The organism is Streptomyces sp. NPDC002835, assembly GCF_053591995.1.
In genome coordinates, this window is record NZ_JBSFUW010000041.1 from 48,933 (window position 1) to 65,612 (window position 16,680).

Sequence of the window (16,680 nt, forward strand, 5' to 3'; positions counted from 1 at the left end):
TCGTCATGAGAGGAGGGGCCCGTGGCCCGTACCCCCGCCGAGCTGGTCGGGGCGCAGCCCGATCCGCCGTTCGAGATCACTTTCGACGGCCGCCGCATCACCGCCCGGCCCGGGCAGTCGGTAGCCGCCGCACTGTGGGGAGCCGGGATCCTGGCCTGGCGCACCACCCGCGGTGCAGGCCGCCCGCGGGGCGTGTTCTGCGGCATCGGCCAGTGCTTCGACTGCCTGGCCACCATCAACGCACAGCCCAACCGCAGGGCCTGCCTGGTGCCCGCGCGACCCGGCGACGTGATCACCACACAGGAGGGACACGGCCATGACCACCTCGGAGTCTGAGCCGTACGACCTGGCGGTCCTCGGAGCCGGGTCCGCCGGACTGACCGGAGCCGTCACGGCCAGTGAACTCGGCCTGTCCGTAGCTCTGCTGGACGCCTCCGCGCACACAGGAGGGCAGTTCTACCGCCATCCCGCACCTGCCATGGGAGCTGTGCGGCCCGAGGCCCTGCACCACGACTGGTCCGCCTACGCCGACCTGCGCCGACGGCTGGCGCAGAGCGATGTCAGCCATCTTCACGGACATCACGTGTGGAGCGTGACGAAGGACGACGAGGCCACCGGCATGTGGGCCGTGCACGCCGTCACCGGAGTCGACGGAGGTGAAGAGCGGCCGGTGCGCGTGCGGGCCCGCGCGGTGCTGCTCGCCACCGGGGCGTACGAACGCCAGCTGCCGTTTCCCGGCTGGACCCTGCCCGGTGTCGTGGCCGCCGGCGGAGCGCAGGCCATGCTCAAGTCCGGCCTGGTGCTGCCGGGCCGGCGGATCGTCGTGGCGGGAAGCGGCCCCTTGCTGCTCGCGGTCGCCTCCTCGTTGGCAGCCGCCGGCGCGAGGGTGCCGGCCGTCGTCGAGGCGTCCGGCTATCTGCGGTACGCCCGGCATCCCCGGGCGCTCGTCACCAATCCGCACAAGGCGGTCGAGGCGCTGGTCCACGGCGCCGGGTTGCTGCGGCACCGGGTGCGGGTGCGACTGCGCAGCGCGGTCACCGAGGTGCACGGCACCGACCGGGTGGAGGCGGTCACCGTCACCCGTCTCGACCCGGACTGGCGTCCCGTACGGGGGACGGGACGCCGGATCGAGTGCGACGCGCTGGCCGCCGGGCATGGTCTCGTCCCCCAGATCGAACTGGCCACGGCGCTCGGCTGCGCCACTCGCTCCCTGCCCGACGGCACCAGTGCCCTGGCTCTGGACGGCCTCCAGGAGAGCTCGGTGCTCGGTCTGTGGGCGGCCGGCGAGACCGGGGGAGTGGGAGGGGCGGCGCTGGCCCGCACGGAAGGAGAGCTGGCGGGGATGGCCGTCGCCGCCCGCGTGCTGGGACGCCCTGCCCATGGCGGCCGGGTCCGGGAACTCCAGCGCCGCAGGGACCGGATGCGCACCTTCGCCGACGCGATGGCCGCCGCTCATGCGCCCGGCCCGGGGTGGTCACGCTGGCTGACGGACGACACCGATGTGTGCCGTTGCGAGGAGGTCACCGCCGGGCGGATCGATGAAGCCATCGAGGACCTCGGTGCACGTGACGCACGCACCGTCAAGCTGCTCACCCGAGCCGGCATGGGCTGGTGCCAGGGGCGTATGTGCGGTCCGGCGGTCGCCTGCCTCGCGGCCCGGGGCGAGGTCGCCGAACCCCCACCCGAACGCCGCCCCTTCGCAGTCCCCGTTCCCCTCGCGGCACTGGCCGCGCTCGACGACCCTGTCGTGCCTCGGCGCGACGCCTGACCGGGGTTCCCTCGTGGGCACCCCGCCCAATAATAAAATGTCACATTCCATAGAGAGGTGTCTGACATGAACGCCCCCACCTGGAACAGCACCCGCCCCTGGCGCGGCATCATGGTCGCCACCACCCTGCCCCTGCGGGACGACCTGTCCGTCGACTTCGACGCCTACGCCGCCCACGTCCGCTGGCTGCTCGACAACGGCTGCGACGGCGTCGTGCCCAACGGCTCGCTCGGCGAGTACCAGACCCTCACCGACGAGGAGCGGGCCCGCGTGGTGCGGACCGCCGTCGAGGCGGCGGGCGACGGGGCGCGCGTCATGCCGGGCGTCGCCGCCTACGGCAGCGGTGAAGCGCGGCGCTGGGCGGAACAGGCTGCCGAGGCGGGCTGCGGCTCGGTGCTCCTGCTGCCGCCGAACGCCTACCGTGCCGACGAGACCGCCGTACACGCCCACTACGCCGAGGTCGCCCGCGCCGGGGTCCCGGTCGTCGCGTACAACAACCCCATCGACACCAAGGTCGACCTCACCCCCAACGTGCTGGCCCGGCTGTACCAGGACGGCAGCGTCGTCGCCGTGAAGGAGTTCACCGGCGACGTCCGCAGGGCCTACGAGCTCGCCGAACTCGCCCCCGAACTGGATGTGCTGATCGGCGCCGACGACGTTCTGCTCGAACTCGCCGTCGCCGGTGCCGTCGGCTGGATCGCCGGATACCCCAACGCCTTCCCCGCCATCTGCTCCGAGCTCTACCACGCCGCCGTCGCCGGCGACCTGGCCACCGCCCTCCCGCTCTACAAGTCCTTGCACTCCCTGCTGCGCTGGGACTCCAAGACGGAGTTCGTCCAGTCCATCAAGCTGTCCATGGACATCGTGGGCCGGCTGGGCGGCCCCACCCGCCCGCCGCGCTTCCCGCTCACCGGGGAGATCGAAGAGGGCGTGCGCGACGCCACCGAGAAGGCCGTCGCCGACGGCTACCGGTGACCACACCGCCCACTGACGGAAGGAAGCCCGTGCGTACGCGCCACGTTTTCCACGCAGTCGACTCGCACACCGAGGGCATGCCCACGCGTGTGATCACCGGTGGTGTCAGGGTCATCCCCGGCGCCACCATGGCCGAGCGGCGGCTGCACTTCATCGAGCACATGGACGATCTCCGGACGCTCCTGATGTACGAGCCGAGGGGTCATGCCGCCATGAGCGGCGCCATCCTCCAGCCGCCCACCCGCCCCGACGCCGACTACGGAGTCCTCTACATCGAAGTCTCCGGGCTGCTCCCGATGTGCGGGCACGGCACGATCGGCGTCGCCACCGTCCTCGTCGAGACGGGCATGGTGCCCGTGGTCGAACCGGTCACCACCGTCCGGCTCGACACTCCGGCGGGACTCGTCACCGTCGACGTACGAGTGGAGGACGGTGCGGCCAGGTCGGTCACGTTCACCAACGTCCCGGCGTTCTGCGCCGCTCTGGACAGCAAGATCACTGTGCCCGGCCACGGCACGGTCACCTACGACCTGGCGTTCGGCGGGAACTTCTACGCCTTCGTCGAACTGGAGGCGCTGGGGCTGCCGTTCGACCGCGCCCGCAAGGACGAGCTGCTGTCCGCCGGGCTCGGGATCATGGAGGCGATCAACGCCTCGCCGCAGCGGCCCGTGCACCCGGAGCGGCCGGAGATCGCCGGAGTCAAGCATGTCTACCTCGCGGCCCCCGGTTCCGGCGCCCGCCACTCCCGGCATGCCATGGCCATCCATCCCGGCTGGTTCGACCGTTCCCCGTGCGGTACGGGCACCTCGGCCCGAATGGCCCAGTTGTACGCCCGTGGGCAACTGCCCTTGGGCCGCGACTTCGTCAACGAGTCCTTCATCGGAACGCGCTTCACCGGCCGCCTGATCGAGAAGACCACGGTCGGCGGGGTGCCCGCCGTCGTGCCGACCGTCAGCGGACGCGCCTGGATCACCGGCACCGCCCAGTACTTCCTCGACCCGGACGACCCCTTCCCCGGAGGTTTCCTCCTGTGACCGCCACCGAGTCCCTCATCATCTCTCGCAATCCGGCCGATCCGTCCGACGTCCTGCTTCAGATTCCGGCGCCCGGCGCCTTCGCGGCGGTCGACTCCGTGGAACGGGCGCGCGCCGCCCAGCCGGGGTGGCTGCTCGGCGGTGCGGCCGCCCGCTCGGCGGCCCTCGGGGCCGTCGCCGACGCCATCGACGCCGCGGGGGCCGAGCTGACCGCTCTCGCCGTCCGGGAGGTGGGCAAGCCGCTCACCGAAGCACGTGCCGAGGTCGCGCGCACGGCCGCGATCTGGCGCTACTACTCCCAGGCCCCGTACGAGCCCGTCGGCGCTGTCCACGAGACCGCCGTGGGCCCCGGCCTGCTGCTCACCCGCCGCCGGCCGCACGGCGTGGCCGGACTGATCACACCCTGGAACTTCCCCTTCGCCATCCCGAGCTGGAAGGCCGCCCCGGCACTCGCGACCGGGAACGCGGTCGTCCTCAAGCCCGCCCCCGAGGCCACCGCCTGCGCCGAGCGCCTGGCCGAGATCGTCCAGCGGGCCCTGCCGGCCGGGGTCTTCACCGTCCTGCCCGGTGGGGCGACGGAGGGCAACGCGCTCGTCTCCTCCGCCGATGTCGTCTCCTTCACCGGCTCGACCGCCGTGGGCCGGGCCGTCGCACGCGCCGCCACGGCCCGGGGCATTCCGGTGCAGGCCGAGATGGGCGGCCTGAACGCGGCGATCGTCCTCCCGGACGCCGACATCGAGCGGGCCGCGGCCCACATTGCCGCGGCGATCGCCGGGTACGCAGGGCAGAAGTGCACCGCCACCAGCCGCGTCATCGCGGTGGCCGAGGCCCTGGACCCTCTGCGTGAGGCGCTCTCCGAAGAGCTGCGGGCAGTTCCGGTCGGCGACCCGGCCGATGCGGCGACCGTGAGTGGGCCGCTCATCGACCAGCAAGCCCGCGACCAGGTCTGCGACGCCTGGCACGGCCTGTGTGCGCTGGCCGGCGGCACCGTGCCGGACGGGCCCGGCTGGTTCGCGGCCCCGACCCTGGTCGAGAAGGTCCCCCTGGGGCACCGCCTGCTGCGCGAAGAGGTGTTCGGGCCCGTAGCGGCCCTGCTGCCCGCCGAGGACGTGGCCCACGCGGTGCGGCTCTCCAACTCCGTGCCGCACGGCCTGGTCACCTCGGTCCACACCGCCGATCTGAACACGGCCCTGAGCGGACTCGACCGGCTCGACACCGGAATGATCAGGATCAACGCACCGTCCACCGGCGTCGACTTCCACCTGCCGTTCGGAGGCGCCAAGGCATCCAGCCACGGGCTCCGCGAACAGGGCCGGGCGGCGTCGGAGTTCTACACCTCCAGCCGGACTTACACCCTGTCACCTACCAAAGCAACGTGACATTGTACGGTAGGTGCATACCGTACCGAAGGGATCACGACCTCCATGGGCCACCTGAAGCAGACCGATCTCAACGCTGGCCGGGAGCGGCTGCGGGACCAGGTGAGCCACGCCCTGCGGGCGGCATTGATCTCCGGTGAGCTGCGTCCGGGCATGGTGTATTCGGCGCCCACGCTCGCAGAGGACTTCGGTATCTCCGCAACCCCCGTGCGCGAGGCGATGCTCGACCTGGCCCGTGAGGGCCTGGTCGAGCCCGTACGGAACAAGGGCTTCAGGGTCACCGAGGTCAGCGAGCGCGACCTCGACCAGTACACGGAGATCCGTGCCCTGATCGAGATCCCGACGGTTGGCCGGGTCACCCACAGCGCCACGCGCGAGGAACTGGAGGCGCTGCGCCCGGTCGCGGAGGAGATCGTCCGGGCCGCCCGCGACCACGACCTGATCGGCTATCTGGAATCCGACCGGCAGTTCCATCTGTCGCTCCTCGCGTTCTCCGGCAACGAGCGCCTTGTCGAGACCGTCGGCGACCTGCGCAAGCGTTCCCGCCTGTACGGACTCACCGCCCTGAACGAGCGCGGCGATCTCATCCCCTCGGCCGAGGAGCACCTGGAACTCCTCGACCTGATGCTCGCGGGCGACGCGAAGAAGGCCGAGAAGTGCATGGCCAGGCACCTGGGACATGTCCGCTCCCTGTGGGCCGGCAGCGACAGCTCTGCCTCGGCCGGGACCGAGCGATCGACTCGAGACACGGGGAAGCGCTCGGCCTGAGGCGGCACAGGCGGCCCATAACGCGTTGCTATGCCCGAGTGAGAGCTCCTCGGAACGAGGCCACTGATTCACGCTGGTTATGCAATGTCACACATCACTCGATGCCCGTGTGCTGTGAAAGGGGACCTATGAACCCGGCGTACGCAACCACCGATCACGTCTTCACCGTCCCGCTGGACCACTCCCTTCCCGCCGGCCCGACGATCCAGGTGTTCGCACGCGAGGTCGCCGACCGGGCCCGTACCGGTGAACAACTCCCGTGGCTGCTCTTTCTCCAGGGCGGCCCCGGTGGCAAGAGCCCACGGCCTTCGGCGGGTTCGCCGGGGTGGCTGCCCCAGGCGCTGAAGACCCACCGGGTGTTGCTTCTCGACCAGCGCGGCACCGGCCGCTCCACGCCGATCACCGCCCGCACGGCCTCCCGGTTCGACTCCCCGGCCCGCCTGGCCGCGCATCTGGCCCGCTTCCGTGCCGACGCCATCGTGGCCGACGCGGAACTGATACGCCGCCAACTGTGCGGCGGCGAGCCCTGGGAGACGCTCGGCCAGAGCTACGGCGGCTTCATCACCCTCACCTACCTCTCCCAGGCCCCGGAAGGTCTGCGAGCCTGCTACGTCACCGGCGGCCTCCCCGGTCTCACCGCGACCGCCGATGACGTGTACGCCCGCACGTACCCCCGGGTACGGGAGCGGGTCCTCGACTTCTACGCCCGCTACCCGGACGACGCCCCTCGACTCCGCAAGATCGCCGACCTCCTCGCGGCCGACGACACCCGGCTGCCGGGCGGGGACCGCCTCACGCCCTGCCGCCTGCGCACCCTCGGACTCGCTCTCGGCATGGGTGACGGCTTCGAGCGCCTTCACTGGCTGCTCGACGAATCCATGGACTCGGACGGCGAGCTGACGGACACCTTCCTCCACCAGGTGGAGGCCCTGTCCGGCTTCACCGACAACCCGCTGTTCGCCGTCATGCAGGAGACCCTGTACGGGCAAGGGGCCGGTCCGACCGGCTGGGCGGCCTCCCGGGCACTCGCCGCCTTCCCCGAATTCGCCGAGGACGCGGACCCTCTCCTGCTCACCGGGGAGATGATCTACCCCTGGATGTTCCAGAAGATCAAGGGCCTGCGCCCCTTCGCGGGCGCCGCGGACCTCCTGGCCCAGCGAAGCGACTGGCGCCCGCTCTACGACCCTCGCCGCCTGGCCGCCAACCAGGTCCCCCTCGCCGCGGTCGTCTACCACGACGACATGTACGTCGACGCGGACCTCTCCCTGCGCACGGCGCGTGACGTCGGCGCCGCCCGTGTCTGGGTCACCAACGAGTGGGAGCACGACGGCGTCACCACCTCCGGCGGCCACGTACTCGCCCGCCTGATGGATCTGGCCGCGGGCCGCGCCTGACCCGCCCACCCTCGCTTCGCCGCCTTTGCCCCGTCAGTCATCGCCCGCCTCCGACAGGAGTCCCATGTCTGTCCTGCCGATCTGTCTGCGTTCCGTCACCGCGACTCTCGCCCTCGCCTCGTGCCTGACCGCCCCCGCCACGGCGACCGCGGCCGCCCCATCCTCTGCGTCCCAGTCAGCCGCTCCCGCCTCCGATTGCGCGCTCCCCGGCAGGACCGGGTGGACCGACGAAGGCCACGACACCGATCGGGTCCAGTTCCAGCCCGCCACAGGAACACGGCGCGTACTGACGCTGTTCGTGGACTTCCCCGACGCCCAGGCCACCGACTCCACGGGCGCGTACGCCGCTCAGCTCGCCCCGGCCGCCGCCTGGATGCGCACAGCCAGCTACGGCCGCTCCCGACTCGCCCTCACCTCCCTGCACCGCTGGATCCGCATGCCGGCGGATTCGGACTCGTACGGCTTCGAACGCGGCCTCACCTTCGAGACCCACGAGAAGTACGTACGCGACGCGATCACGGCCGCCGACCCGCATGCGGACTTCTCCCGCTACGACATGGTCTACGTCGTCCCCACCAGGGCGGCGTCCGCGATCCCCTTCTCCCCGACCTATCTCCACGACCCCGCCTCGTCCGGCGTGACCGCCGACGGCACCCGCCTGAAGTGGGCCGTGACCTTCGGACAGGACCTCTGGCGCTGGGGCCACAAGGTCGTCGCCCACGAGACAGGCCACACCTTCGGCCTCCCGGACCTGTACTCCTTCACCGGCGCCACCCATCAGTACGTCGGCGGCTGGGACGTCATGGGCAACATCGCCGGCCACGCTCCCCAGTACCTGGGCTGGCACTCCTGGAAGCTGGGCTGGACCCGCGACGGCCAGGTCGCCTGCCTGGCCTCTCCCGGACGGCGCACCGTACGCCTGACCCCGGTGGAACGGCCCGGCGGAACCAAGATCGCCGTACTGCGCATCAGCGAGACGACGGCGTACATAGCGGAGTCCCGCCGGGCCGAGGGCAACGACCGGCACGCGTGCTCGGCCGGCGTCCTCATCTACAAGGTCGACTCCGCGACCCCTACCGGCGAGGGCCCGGTCCGGGTCATGAACGGCAGCCGGTCCGCGACACCGCGCACCGGCTGCACCGGACTTGACCTGGCGGCGTACACACCCGGCCAGACCTTCACGGACCCGGACGGCGGCGTCCGTATCGACGTTCTCGCGGGCGGAAGAGCGGGGGATGTGGTGCGGCTCCGCATGTCCTATAGTGCCGCACCAGCGAACCTTGCCCCGTCTGAGCGAGACGCTCCGTTCGGATGCTGGTCCGGTGTGCAACTGGGCGGTCCCTGACCGCGTGTCCTTCCGGTTCCAAACCGTGTGCAAGCCGCCCGGGGGATCTTTACCCTCCAGGCATGGATCTTCGCGAAGAACTGCCGAGCGACAGACCGGCCGTGCGGGATGTTCACCTGCGGGCGTTCGGCGACCATGGCCTTGTCGTGGCCGAACTGATCGATACCCTGCGGGACACCATCGCGCCCGAGGACGGTCTCTCGCTGGTCGCCGAGCGCGACGGGCAGGTCGTCGGCCATGTCATGTTCACCCGCAGTCTCCTTGATGCCCCTCGGCGGCTGGTTGAAGTCCAAGTCCTCAGTCCGTTGGCCGTGATGCCTGAGCTCCATAAGCGCGGTATCGGCTCGGCCCTGGTCCGACACGGACTGGGGATCCTCGCCGAGCGGGCTGTTCCCCTCGTCTTCCTGGAGGGCGATCCGGGCTATTACTCGCGTTTCGGCTTTGTGCCCGGTGGCGACCTGGGCTTCCGAAAGCCATCCCTGCGTATCCCGGACGGTGCCTTCCAGGCCATCAAACTCCCGAAGTACGAGCCATGGATGACGGGGACGCTGGTCTATGCAGAGCCGTTCTGGCGGCATGACGCAGTCGGCCTGCGTGACCCCAACGCATAGCGACGCCGGCGCCGATACCGCTGTTGTGACATGACGCGCCGTTTGCATGCTGGTCCGGGCGGCGCGGTGTAGCCAGGCTGTGCGGGTGGCAGAACGAGTACGCGTCCGCGAGATCGAGGACGACGAGGGCAGGCGGTTGCTGAGGATCATCCGCAGAGGCACCGGGTCGGTGGTGACCTGGCGGCGGGCCCAGATGGTGCTGCTGTCCGCGCAGGGCATGCCCGTGGCGAAGATCGCCGAGGTGACATTCACCAGCCCGGACCGCGTCCGGGACGTGATCCACAACTTCAACACCGACGGCTTCGACGCGCTCTACCCCAAGTACAAAGGGGGCCGGCCCAGAACCTTCACCCTCCCGGAACGCCGGGAGATCAAGAAGATCGCCAAGTCCAAGCCGGCCGAGCACGGCCTGCCGTTCTCGACCTGGAGCCTGGCCAAGCTGGCCGACTTCCTGGTCGCCGAGGGGGTGGTCGACGACATCAGCCACGAGGGCCTGCGCAACCTGCTCCGCGAGGAGGGCGTCTCCTTTCAACGCATAAAGACCTGGAAGACCTCACGCGACCCGGACTACGCGGCCAAGAAGGCCCGGGTCGAGCATCTCTACGCGATTGGTCGGCTACCCGGGGAGACAGTGGCGGAACCGGTACACGCGCACGGCGATCTCCTGGTCGGCGCACCTTGACCTGGACTTCTTCGATGGCGTACGGCGCCGTCGGGTGGCGCTGGACGCCGGGTGGAGTGTCCGGTTCGAGGATGTACCGCCGGTGCGCGGGTTCCGCTGGAATGAAGGCGATCGCAGCTTCCCCGGCCGGGTTGGCCGACCGGCGGCCGGTGCGCAAGAAGGGTCCTCAGCCCGCGCTTCCCCGACCCGAAGCCCCCATGGCGGCGGCTGCAGCGGACGCAGCCGCATTTAGTTTCAAACGATACCGTATCGAATAAGTGGATGGTTGTAGTATGGCCCCATGTCCGCCGACGTTCCTGACCGAACCACCGTCTCGCGCGCGACCGACCGCCCTGGTGATGAATCGCCTTTCGCTCTCGGCCTGCTGCTGCGCCGGGCGCACTGGCGCGCGGCCGCGGTGATGGGCGAGGCTCTTCGGCCACTCGGCATCGAGTTGCGGCATTTCGCGGTGCTGATCGAGCTGGTCAACCACGGGCCCACGGTACAACGGGACCTGGCGACGGCGACGGGGTCGGACAAGGCGGGAATCATGCGGGTCGTGGACGACCTGGAGCGCATGGGGCTGGCCGTTCGCAAGACCGTTCCGGGGGACCGGCGGGTGCGGGCGGTGGAGATCACGCCTCAGGGGCTCGAACTTTTCGATGCAGCCCACGTGGCGGCGGAGCCGCTGGCCGAGCGTCTCGTTGCCGCACTGGGGCCCGGCGAGCCCGATAGGCTGACGGATCTGCTGACCCGGTTCGCCTATCCCGCAGACAACGAGGCGTAAGCGCGCCCGCGCACCGATTTGCGCCTGGGCGCGCTTCGTCGCATGCGGCCTGCCGACAAACCCGGCCTTGAGCGATGCGGCCATCGTCACCACGCGCCAGCCCTGGCCGCGCGGCGGTCAGGGCTCCGTCGTCGATGCGGACCGAGTTGCCCGCACGGCTACCGCGCCGCATGCCTGGCCGACCACGTGTTCTCCGCCCCGTACGCATCACCGTCGTGTCGATGCGCGGCCCGTCGGCAGGCCGCACACCCCGCCGCTCCCGGAGCCGGCGACCAGCCCCAGGAGGCAGAGCGCCAGTGCCCTCGCCGACGGAGGGCGCGGCGGCGAGGGCGCCGTGTGACGTCCTGGGCCAGGCGTCAGATGGCGTCCACGGCGCGGCGGTTACGCGGCGAGGCGCTCCGCAAGTTCCTTGGCGCACGCGCGGCGAACGCGGCGGACTGCGCCGGGGTGCGCTCGGACGGAGCGGCGTAACCGGCGGACCAGGCGGCGGCGGTGATGTGCGGGACGGGGTCGGCGGCGAGGTCGCGGTAGGCCACCGTGCCCTCCGGGTGCTGCTCCTCCCAGACCTTGCGGCAGGCGGCCGTGACCGAACGGGACGAGGACGCCTCGCCGGGGAACACGGACGAGTCGATGTGCAGCAGCGTGGCCTTGGGCTGTCTCCAAAATGCTGTGCCCGCGGCGGAGATGCCGAGGGCGGGGGACTACGTACTCAGCGATAGTCAAACGCGATACGGTATCGAGTGATACCATCTCGGCCGTAACGGAAGTGGTGAGTAGATGGGGAGGCAGGCGATCATGGACGTCTACGAGGCGGTCACGAGCCGACGGGCGGTGCGCGCATTCACCGACCGGCAGGTCTCGAGGGGTGCGCTGGAGCGTGTCCTGTGCGCCGCGGCCTGGTCGCCGTCCGGATCGAACATGCAGCCGTGGCACGCCTACGTATTGACCGGCGGGGCGCTGGCCGAGGCAAGAAGCGCGCCGGCGAGCGCCTGGCCGCGGGCGACCCGCGGGACGAGCCGGAGTGCGAGCAGTACCCGCCTATGTTGAAGTCCCCCCTACCGCGAGCGCCGGTCCGCTTTCGGCGCGCAGCGCTACGGTTCACTCGGTATTCCGCGCGAGGACCTGGAAGCGCGTCAGCGGGCCGCTTCCGCGAACTGGGACTGCTTCGGCCGCCCGCGGCCTTGTTCTGCCACATCGACCGCGGCATGGGCGCACCCCAGTGGGCCGATGCCGGCATGTATCTGCAGATCGTCATGCTGCTGCTGCCCGCCGAAGGGCTGCACAGCTGCCCCCAGGCGAAGTTTCACAGGAGCGTCGCGGAGGTCCTGTCACCCCCGGCCGAGCTCATTCTCTTCTGCGGCATGTCGATCGGGTTCGAGGACGTCGCGGTGGACCACGCCCGTACGGGCCGGGCACCGCTCGACGAGACGGTCACGTTCGTCAACGACTGCTGACACGCCCGCCCTCAGCCGATGCGGCCGCCGTTTCCTGCCAGGCCCAAATAATTGTCTCTGCGCAGAATTGCGCATATTCCTCCGACGAAAGGCATGTCATGAAGTTCGCAGTCATCGGCGGTACCGGACTGATCGGGTCGCAAGTCGTCAAGGATCTGAACGCCACCGGGCACGAGGCAGTACCGCACTCGCAGTCCACCGGAGTCGACGTCATCACCGGCCAGGGACTGGACGAGGCGGTGGCGGGAGCCGACGTCGTCATCAACCTCACGAACTCCCCGACCTTCGACGAAGCCTCCCCGGCCTTCTTCCGGACCTCGATGGACAACCTTCTGGCCGCAGCCCACAAGGGCGGCGTCCGCCACTTCGTCATCCTCTCGATCATCGGCACGGACCAGGTCCCGGAGCTGGACTACTACCGCGCCAAGACGCTCCAGGAGAACATCCTCACGGACGGGCCGATCCCCTACTCGATCGTCCGGGCGACGCAGTTCATGGAGTTCATGGACGCCGTCCTGTCCTGGACCTCCGACGGCGACACCGTCCGGTTGCCCGCCACGCCGATCCAGCCGATCGCCTCCAAGGACGTGGCCAACGCGGTGGCAGAGGTCGCCGCGGGCGCCCCGCTGAACGGCATCCGCAACATCGCCGGTCCCGAGATCTTCAGCCTGGACGAGCTGGGCCGGATCACACTGTCCCGCAAGGGCGACAGCCGTACCGTCGTCACCGACCCCACCGCTGGCATGTTCGCTGTCGTCAACGGCGACGTCCTCACCGACAAGGACGCGCACCTCGCCCCCACCCGTTACACCGACTGGCTCTCCTGACCCCGCCCGCGCCCTCCCGGGCGCGCTGACCACAGAGCAACAAGCCCCGGCCGTCGTGGACGATGGCAAGAACTCGCCACGGCGGCCAGGGGTGGCACACGTCGCTTCGGTCGGCCACCGCATCTACCACTGGATTCACTCGGTGACTGCGTTGACGGTTGAGCAGGTCGAGTCGCGGGTCGAGGGATAGCCGACAGGTTGGGCAGTTGCGTCTCAACAGCGCCCCGCGCCTGCTCAACCACTCCTACTGGCACGAGAGCGCGGTCCAGATGACGTACGAGACATCCCCGCCTCTTGGTTGGTGACCGTGCCCGCCGCCGCCCGGCTGGGATCGATGGCGAGGTCCCCTTCGCGGACCAAAAAAGATCGATCACTTCATGGATGCCGCAACGTGCCACCGACGCGCGATTCTCGTCGGCCGGACCAGCGCACCCGACAACCGTTCCCTCAGTCAGCACGAGACCGTCCTCGACGCACTGGGTTCCCTCAACGTGCCGATCATCGCCGACATCGAGTGCGGCCACGTGCCGCCCTACATGCCGATCGTCAACGGAGGTTACGGCCGTATCGTCCACACACCGAGCCGGAGTGAACTGACACAGACCTTGGACTGACGCATCAGACCGGCCGCCCAGCCCTGACCGAGGTGGGTCGGATCAACAGAACGGCTCCCCGCTTCCGGTGCGCTGTTTCGTCCAGCCGGTGCGGGGGCTTTTGCGGGTCAGGCGCCGGGTCATCATGGTGTGAGTCCCCAGTTCAGGTGTGCTTCGGAGTGCTGGAGAAGGGGTTCGTAGTCGCGTGCGTTGCGGCGAGCGTTCATGCACCAGCCGATCGTGCGCTCGACTTTCCAGCGGCAGTGCAGGGCGACGAAGCCCTTGACACTTTTGGGCCGGGAGACGATGCGCAGGGTGAGCCAGAGGGTGTTCGCGGGCCCAGTCCACGAGTTCGCCAGCGTAGCCGCGGTCGGCCCAGACCTGGGTGATCTGCGGCTGGGTGAGGCGCAGGCGCCAGAACACGTCGCGGGCGGCGACGCCCTGCACTCCCGCCCGGACGCCGTCGCCGCGCTTGAGGTCGCCGCCAGCCGCGAGCTAGACCTGCTGCCCTTCAGGGGCACCACCGAGATCCCCGTCCAGTCGGGCACGATCAGCGACCGGTGGACCCACCGGCTGACGATGTGCGACCCGACCGCCGCCCACGCCATCCTCGCCCAGGGCAAGAAGGCGGAGACCTTCTTCATCGACCCACTCACCGACATGCCCGTCCTGCGCACCCCCGACAACGACGGCAAGCAGGTGCAGCGGTACTACGCCCCGCTGTCCTGCCGCACCTGACGGACCAGCAACAGAGCGCGAATGGCCAGCCAGCAGAGGGCGTGCAAACAAGTAGTCGGCGGCCGACGCATAGAGAAGCCCGCCGGACCTGCTGGTCACGGCGCTGCACAAGGCCCGTACCGAGAACATGATCGTCGCCAGAGCTCGCGCCCCTGATGCCGTACACCCTGGTCCTGGTGGGGCCCGCCGGTCCGGGGGACGATGCGAGCCCGACCAGGACCAGGGTGACGTCACCGAACCGGCGTGGCCGCCGCTGACGACCGTGCATGCTCGGAAGGCGACGGCCGGGCTGCGCGGGGCGATGGACGACGTCCGGGGGCTCCGTGGCGGTGCCCCCGGGGGTCCGGGACGCGCACTCAGCGCGGTCTGGGCGCCGCTCGGCTACAACGACTGGGGCGTCGTTCTGCAACGCGGACGGCTCAGCCGGGCGCAAGCGTACCGGCTCCCGGACTCGCCCCGCGCTCTGACCGCGATCCATGGCGCCGCCCGGGCCCAGGGGGGCCACGGTCGATCTGGCGGCGCTACCCCCGATGTTCTACCGGCGGTAGAATTAGCGGCATGAACAAGCCGACGAGCATCAAGACCAGCGAGGAAGTGCGCAACCGGCTGCGCATCCTCGCCGACGAGCGCGGCACCACCATCACCGAGTTGCTGGAAGAGCTCGCCGCCCGCGAGCTCACGGAAGCCGAGCGCGAGCAGCGTGCTGTCGAGGCCGCCCGGGAACTCGGTATCGAGTACGACGAGCAGGTCCAGCAGGTTGGCCAGAGCGCCTGGGCGAAGATCCGCGCCCACCAGGGTGGCACCGCCGCATGAACCTGACGGCCGTCCTGGACCACACCGCCCTGGCCGCCCTGTACCGTGCGGACCCGTTCTTCACCGGCCTCTACGTAGAGGCTTCGCGCGGCACCGGCCGTGTCATCATCCCCTCGCTCTCCGTCCTCGCTGCCGAGCGACAGGTCGCCGGCGCAGGCAAGCACGCAGCGTCCCTGCGGTTCGCGGAGAACGTCCCGTTCACCGCCGCGCACGCCCTGGACGCGATGGACTGGAGAAGCGTGGACTGGCCGGTGGCTCACGCGGCGGCGATCGCCTGGCACGCGGTGAAGGCGGGAGAGCCGCTCACGGTCCTGTCGCTGGAACCCGAGCTGTACGCGGGCACCGGCATCACTCCGCTGAACCCGACATGACCCGACGCGCCGAACCAGCGAAGCAGGGGAGTTCTGCGCGGCCAGTTCCGCTGACCGCTGCAGGCCGACCCCGAGATGGCGATCGTGCTGGCAACGGTCAAGGGCGGCATCGGCAAGCTCCGCGAACGCCCGAGGGGCGGCGGCTGGCGTGGCTCCCAGGCCGGTCCTGGACCCGCCCTGGACCGGCCCACCTGGCGGCCGGACATCCGGGCGGCGGTCATCTCCAAGGCGCGGATCAACATGCACCGCAAGATGGGGCCTTGACCCTTGATCCTGGACACACGAGACACTGGATCCTGAGGATCTGAGAACGGACATCTCGTGGTCATGAAGAACTATCCGCCGCAGTTCAAGGCGGACGCGGTCGCGCTGTATGAGTCGCGGCCCGAGGCGACGATCCGGCAGGTCGCTGCCGATCTGGGGATCAACCCCGAGACCCTGCGGAACTGGGTCCGGGCGGCCGGTGCGAGCCGGCCGCGGGGGCGCCGGGCGGAGGTGTCGGCGGAGCCGCCGACGCCGTTGGAGGCGGAGAACGCCGCTCTGCGGAAGAAGGTCCGTGAGCTGGAGGAAGAGCGCGAGATCCTGCGGAAGGCGGCGAAGTATTTCGCCGGGGAGACGCGCTGGTGAACCGCTTCCAGTTCGTCGCCGACCATCAGGGCCGTTACGGCGTGAAGCGGCTGTGCACCATCGTGGGCGTCGCCCGCTCCAGCTTCTATTACTGGCGTCGGACGGCCGCGGATCGGGCCGCCCGGCAGGCGGCCGACGCCCGCCTCGCTGCCCGGATACGAGCCGCGCACCACGAGTCGGACGGCACCTACGGCGTTCCCAGGATCACGGCCGAGCTCCGCGAGGACGGTGAGCGCGTCAACCACAAGCGGATCGCGCGGCTGATGCGGGCTGCCGGTCTCGCGGGCGTGCGCTTGCGCCGCAGGCACCGCAGCACGGTCGCGGACCCGGCCGCGGCGAAGGCCCCGGATCTCATCGGCCGCGACTTCACCGCGCGTGAGCCGAATATGAAGTACGTCGGCGACATCACCTGTCTCCCGCTGGACGGCGGGAAGTTCCTGTACCTGGCCACCGTCATCGACCTCGCCTCACGCCGCCTGGCCGGATGGGCGATCGCGGATCACATGCGCACCGGCCTCGTCATCGACGCCCTGGC

The 16,680-nt window shown here is 70.2% G+C and carries 14 protein-coding genes and 7 pseudogenes; 19 read left to right on the top strand and 2 right to left on the bottom strand.

Annotated features, from left to right (window positions below):
- Positions 1-21: 21 nt before the first annotated feature.
- From ACWD01_RS31385 to ACWD01_RS31435, 11 genes and pseudogenes are all read left to right on the top strand, one after another.
- The gene (locus ACWD01_RS31385) at positions 22-336 is read left to right on the top strand and encodes a (2Fe-2S)-binding protein (RefSeq protein WP_451166567.1); all 315 of its coding nucleotides are present in this window, start codon (positions 22-24) and stop codon (positions 334-336) included.
- A complete protein-coding gene (locus ACWD01_RS31390) occupies positions 317-1,768 on the top strand; it encodes an FAD-dependent oxidoreductase (RefSeq protein WP_451166569.1) in 1,452 nt (483 codons plus the stop codon). Before ACWD01_RS31385 ends, ACWD01_RS31390 begins: the two co-directional genes overlap by 20 nt.
- A 66-nt stretch (positions 1,769-1,834) precedes the next feature.
- Positions 1,835-2,743, top strand: a complete 909-nt coding sequence (locus ACWD01_RS31395; RefSeq protein WP_451166571.1) for a dihydrodipicolinate synthase family protein — start codon at positions 1,835-1,837, stop codon at positions 2,741-2,743.
- 29 nt (positions 2,744-2,772) lie between these two features.
- A complete protein-coding gene (locus tag ACWD01_RS31400; RefSeq protein ID WP_451166573.1) occupies positions 2,773-3,777 on the top strand; it encodes a proline racemase family protein in 1,005 nt (334 codons plus the stop codon).
- Positions 3,774-5,156, top strand: a complete 1,383-nt coding sequence (locus ACWD01_RS31405; protein WP_451166575.1) for an aldehyde dehydrogenase family protein — start codon at positions 3,774-3,776, stop codon at positions 5,154-5,156. Before ACWD01_RS31400 ends, ACWD01_RS31405 begins: the two co-directional genes overlap by 4 nt.
- A 45-nt stretch (positions 5,157-5,201) precedes the next feature.
- Positions 5,202-5,924, top strand: a complete 723-nt coding sequence (locus tag ACWD01_RS31410) for a GntR family transcriptional regulator (RefSeq protein WP_451166577.1) — start codon at positions 5,202-5,204, stop codon at positions 5,922-5,924.
- Between the two features lie 128 nt (positions 5,925-6,052).
- Entirely contained in the window at positions 6,053-7,318 is a 1,266-nt protein-coding gene (locus ACWD01_RS31415) for an alpha/beta fold hydrolase (protein WP_451166579.1), read from the top strand.
- A 64-nt stretch (positions 7,319-7,382) separates the two neighbouring features.
- The gene (locus ACWD01_RS31420; RefSeq protein ID WP_451166581.1) at positions 7,383-8,663 is read left to right on the top strand and encodes a M6 family metalloprotease domain-containing protein; all 1,281 of its coding nucleotides are present in this window, start codon (positions 7,383-7,385) and stop codon (positions 8,661-8,663) included.
- A 62-nt stretch (positions 8,664-8,725) separates the two neighbouring features.
- Complete coding sequence (locus ACWD01_RS31425; protein WP_451166583.1) at positions 8,726-9,274, top strand: GNAT family N-acetyltransferase; 549 nt, start codon at positions 8,726-8,728, stop codon at positions 9,272-9,274.
- Between the two features lie 85 nt (positions 9,275-9,359).
- Positions 9,360-9,914 (top strand): annotated as a pseudogene (locus ACWD01_RS31430) (helix-turn-helix domain-containing protein); the annotation flags it as partial.
- A gap of 322 nt (positions 9,915-10,236) precedes the next feature.
- Positions 10,237-10,722 (top strand): MarR family winged helix-turn-helix transcriptional regulator, encoded by a 486-nt coding sequence (locus ACWD01_RS31435; RefSeq protein ID WP_451166585.1) that lies wholly within the window; start codon positions 10,237-10,239, stop codon positions 10,720-10,722.
- Positions 10,723-11,138: 416 nt separating this feature from the next.
- On the opposite strand, the pseudogene ACWD01_RS31440 reads toward ACWD01_RS31435, so the two are convergent.
- A pseudogene (locus ACWD01_RS31440) lies at positions 11,139-11,408 on the bottom strand (NAD(P)H-dependent oxidoreductase); the annotation flags it as partial.
- Positions 11,409-11,517: 109 nt separating this feature from the next.
- On the opposite strand from ACWD01_RS31440, the pseudogene ACWD01_RS31445 reads away from it, so the two are divergent.
- The 3 genes and pseudogenes from ACWD01_RS31445 to ACWD01_RS31455 all read left to right on the top strand — a co-directional run.
- Positions 11,518-12,176 (top strand): annotated as a pseudogene (locus ACWD01_RS31445) (nitroreductase).
- 98 nt (positions 12,177-12,274) lie between these two features.
- A complete protein-coding gene (locus tag ACWD01_RS31450) occupies positions 12,275-13,003 on the top strand; it encodes an SDR family oxidoreductase (protein ID WP_451166586.1) in 729 nt (242 codons plus the stop codon).
- 401 nt (positions 13,004-13,404) lie between these two features.
- A pseudogene (locus tag ACWD01_RS31455) lies at positions 13,405-13,617 on the top strand (LD-carboxypeptidase); the annotation flags it as partial.
- 72 nt (positions 13,618-13,689) lie between these two features.
- On the opposite strand, the pseudogene ACWD01_RS31460 reads toward ACWD01_RS31455, so the two are convergent.
- Positions 13,690-14,028, bottom strand: a pseudogene (locus tag ACWD01_RS31460) (transposase); the annotation flags it as partial.
- A gap of 147 nt (positions 14,029-14,175) precedes the next feature.
- On the opposite strand from ACWD01_RS31460, the gene ACWD01_RS31465 reads away from it, so the two are divergent.
- The 5 genes and pseudogenes from ACWD01_RS31465 to ACWD01_RS31485 all read left to right on the top strand — a co-directional run.
- Positions 14,176-14,334, top strand: coding sequence for a hypothetical protein (locus ACWD01_RS31465; RefSeq protein ID WP_451166588.1), 159 nt, complete (start codon positions 14,176-14,178; stop codon positions 14,332-14,334).
- 558 nt (positions 14,335-14,892) lie between these two features.
- On the top strand, positions 14,893-15,147 hold the full coding sequence (locus tag ACWD01_RS31470; protein ID WP_451166590.1) for a hypothetical protein: 255 nt from the start codon (positions 14,893-14,895) through the stop codon (positions 15,145-15,147).
- Positions 15,144-15,518: a PIN domain-containing protein gene (locus tag ACWD01_RS31475; RefSeq protein WP_451166592.1), complete on the top strand. Its 375-nt coding sequence runs from the start codon at positions 15,144-15,146 to the stop codon at positions 15,516-15,518. Before ACWD01_RS31470 ends, ACWD01_RS31475 begins: the two co-directional genes overlap by 4 nt.
- 60 nt (positions 15,519-15,578) lie before the next feature.
- Positions 15,579-15,773 (top strand): annotated as a pseudogene (locus ACWD01_RS31480) (hypothetical protein); the annotation flags it as partial.
- Between the two features lie 66 nt (positions 15,774-15,839).
- Positions 15,840-16,680 (top strand): annotated as a pseudogene (locus ACWD01_RS31485) (IS3 family transposase); the annotation flags it as partial.

Coding starts and splice junctions, on each gene's coding strand:
- ACWD01_RS31450 (WP_451166586.1), top strand. CDS start 12,275: ATGAAGTTCGCAGTCATCGGCGGTACCGGACTGATCGGGTCGCAAGTC.
- ACWD01_RS31410 (WP_451166577.1), top strand. CDS start 5,202: ATGGGCCACCTGAAGCAGACCGATCTCAACGCTGGCCGGGAGCGGCTG.
- ACWD01_RS31420 (WP_451166581.1), top strand. CDS start 7,383: ATGTCTGTCCTGCCGATCTGTCTGCGTTCCGTCACCGCGACTCTCGCC.
- ACWD01_RS31470 (WP_451166590.1), top strand. CDS start 14,893: ATGAACAAGCCGACGAGCATCAAGACCAGCGAGGAAGTGCGCAACCGG.
- ACWD01_RS31425 (WP_451166583.1), top strand. CDS start 8,726: ATGGATCTTCGCGAAGAACTGCCGAGCGACAGACCGGCCGTGCGGGAT.
- ACWD01_RS31435 (WP_451166585.1), top strand. CDS start 10,237: ATGTCCGCCGACGTTCCTGACCGAACCACCGTCTCGCGCGCGACCGAC.
- ACWD01_RS31475 (WP_451166592.1), top strand. CDS start 15,144: ATGAACCTGACGGCCGTCCTGGACCACACCGCCCTGGCCGCCCTGTAC.
- ACWD01_RS31465 (WP_451166588.1), top strand. CDS start 14,176: ATGTGCGACCCGACCGCCGCCCACGCCATCCTCGCCCAGGGCAAGAAG.
- ACWD01_RS31390 (WP_451166569.1), top strand. CDS start 317: ATGACCACCTCGGAGTCTGAGCCGTACGACCTGGCGGTCCTCGGAGCC.
- ACWD01_RS31415 (WP_451166579.1), top strand. CDS start 6,053: ATGAACCCGGCGTACGCAACCACCGATCACGTCTTCACCGTCCCGCTG.
- ACWD01_RS31395 (WP_451166571.1), top strand. CDS start 1,835: ATGAACGCCCCCACCTGGAACAGCACCCGCCCCTGGCGCGGCATCATG.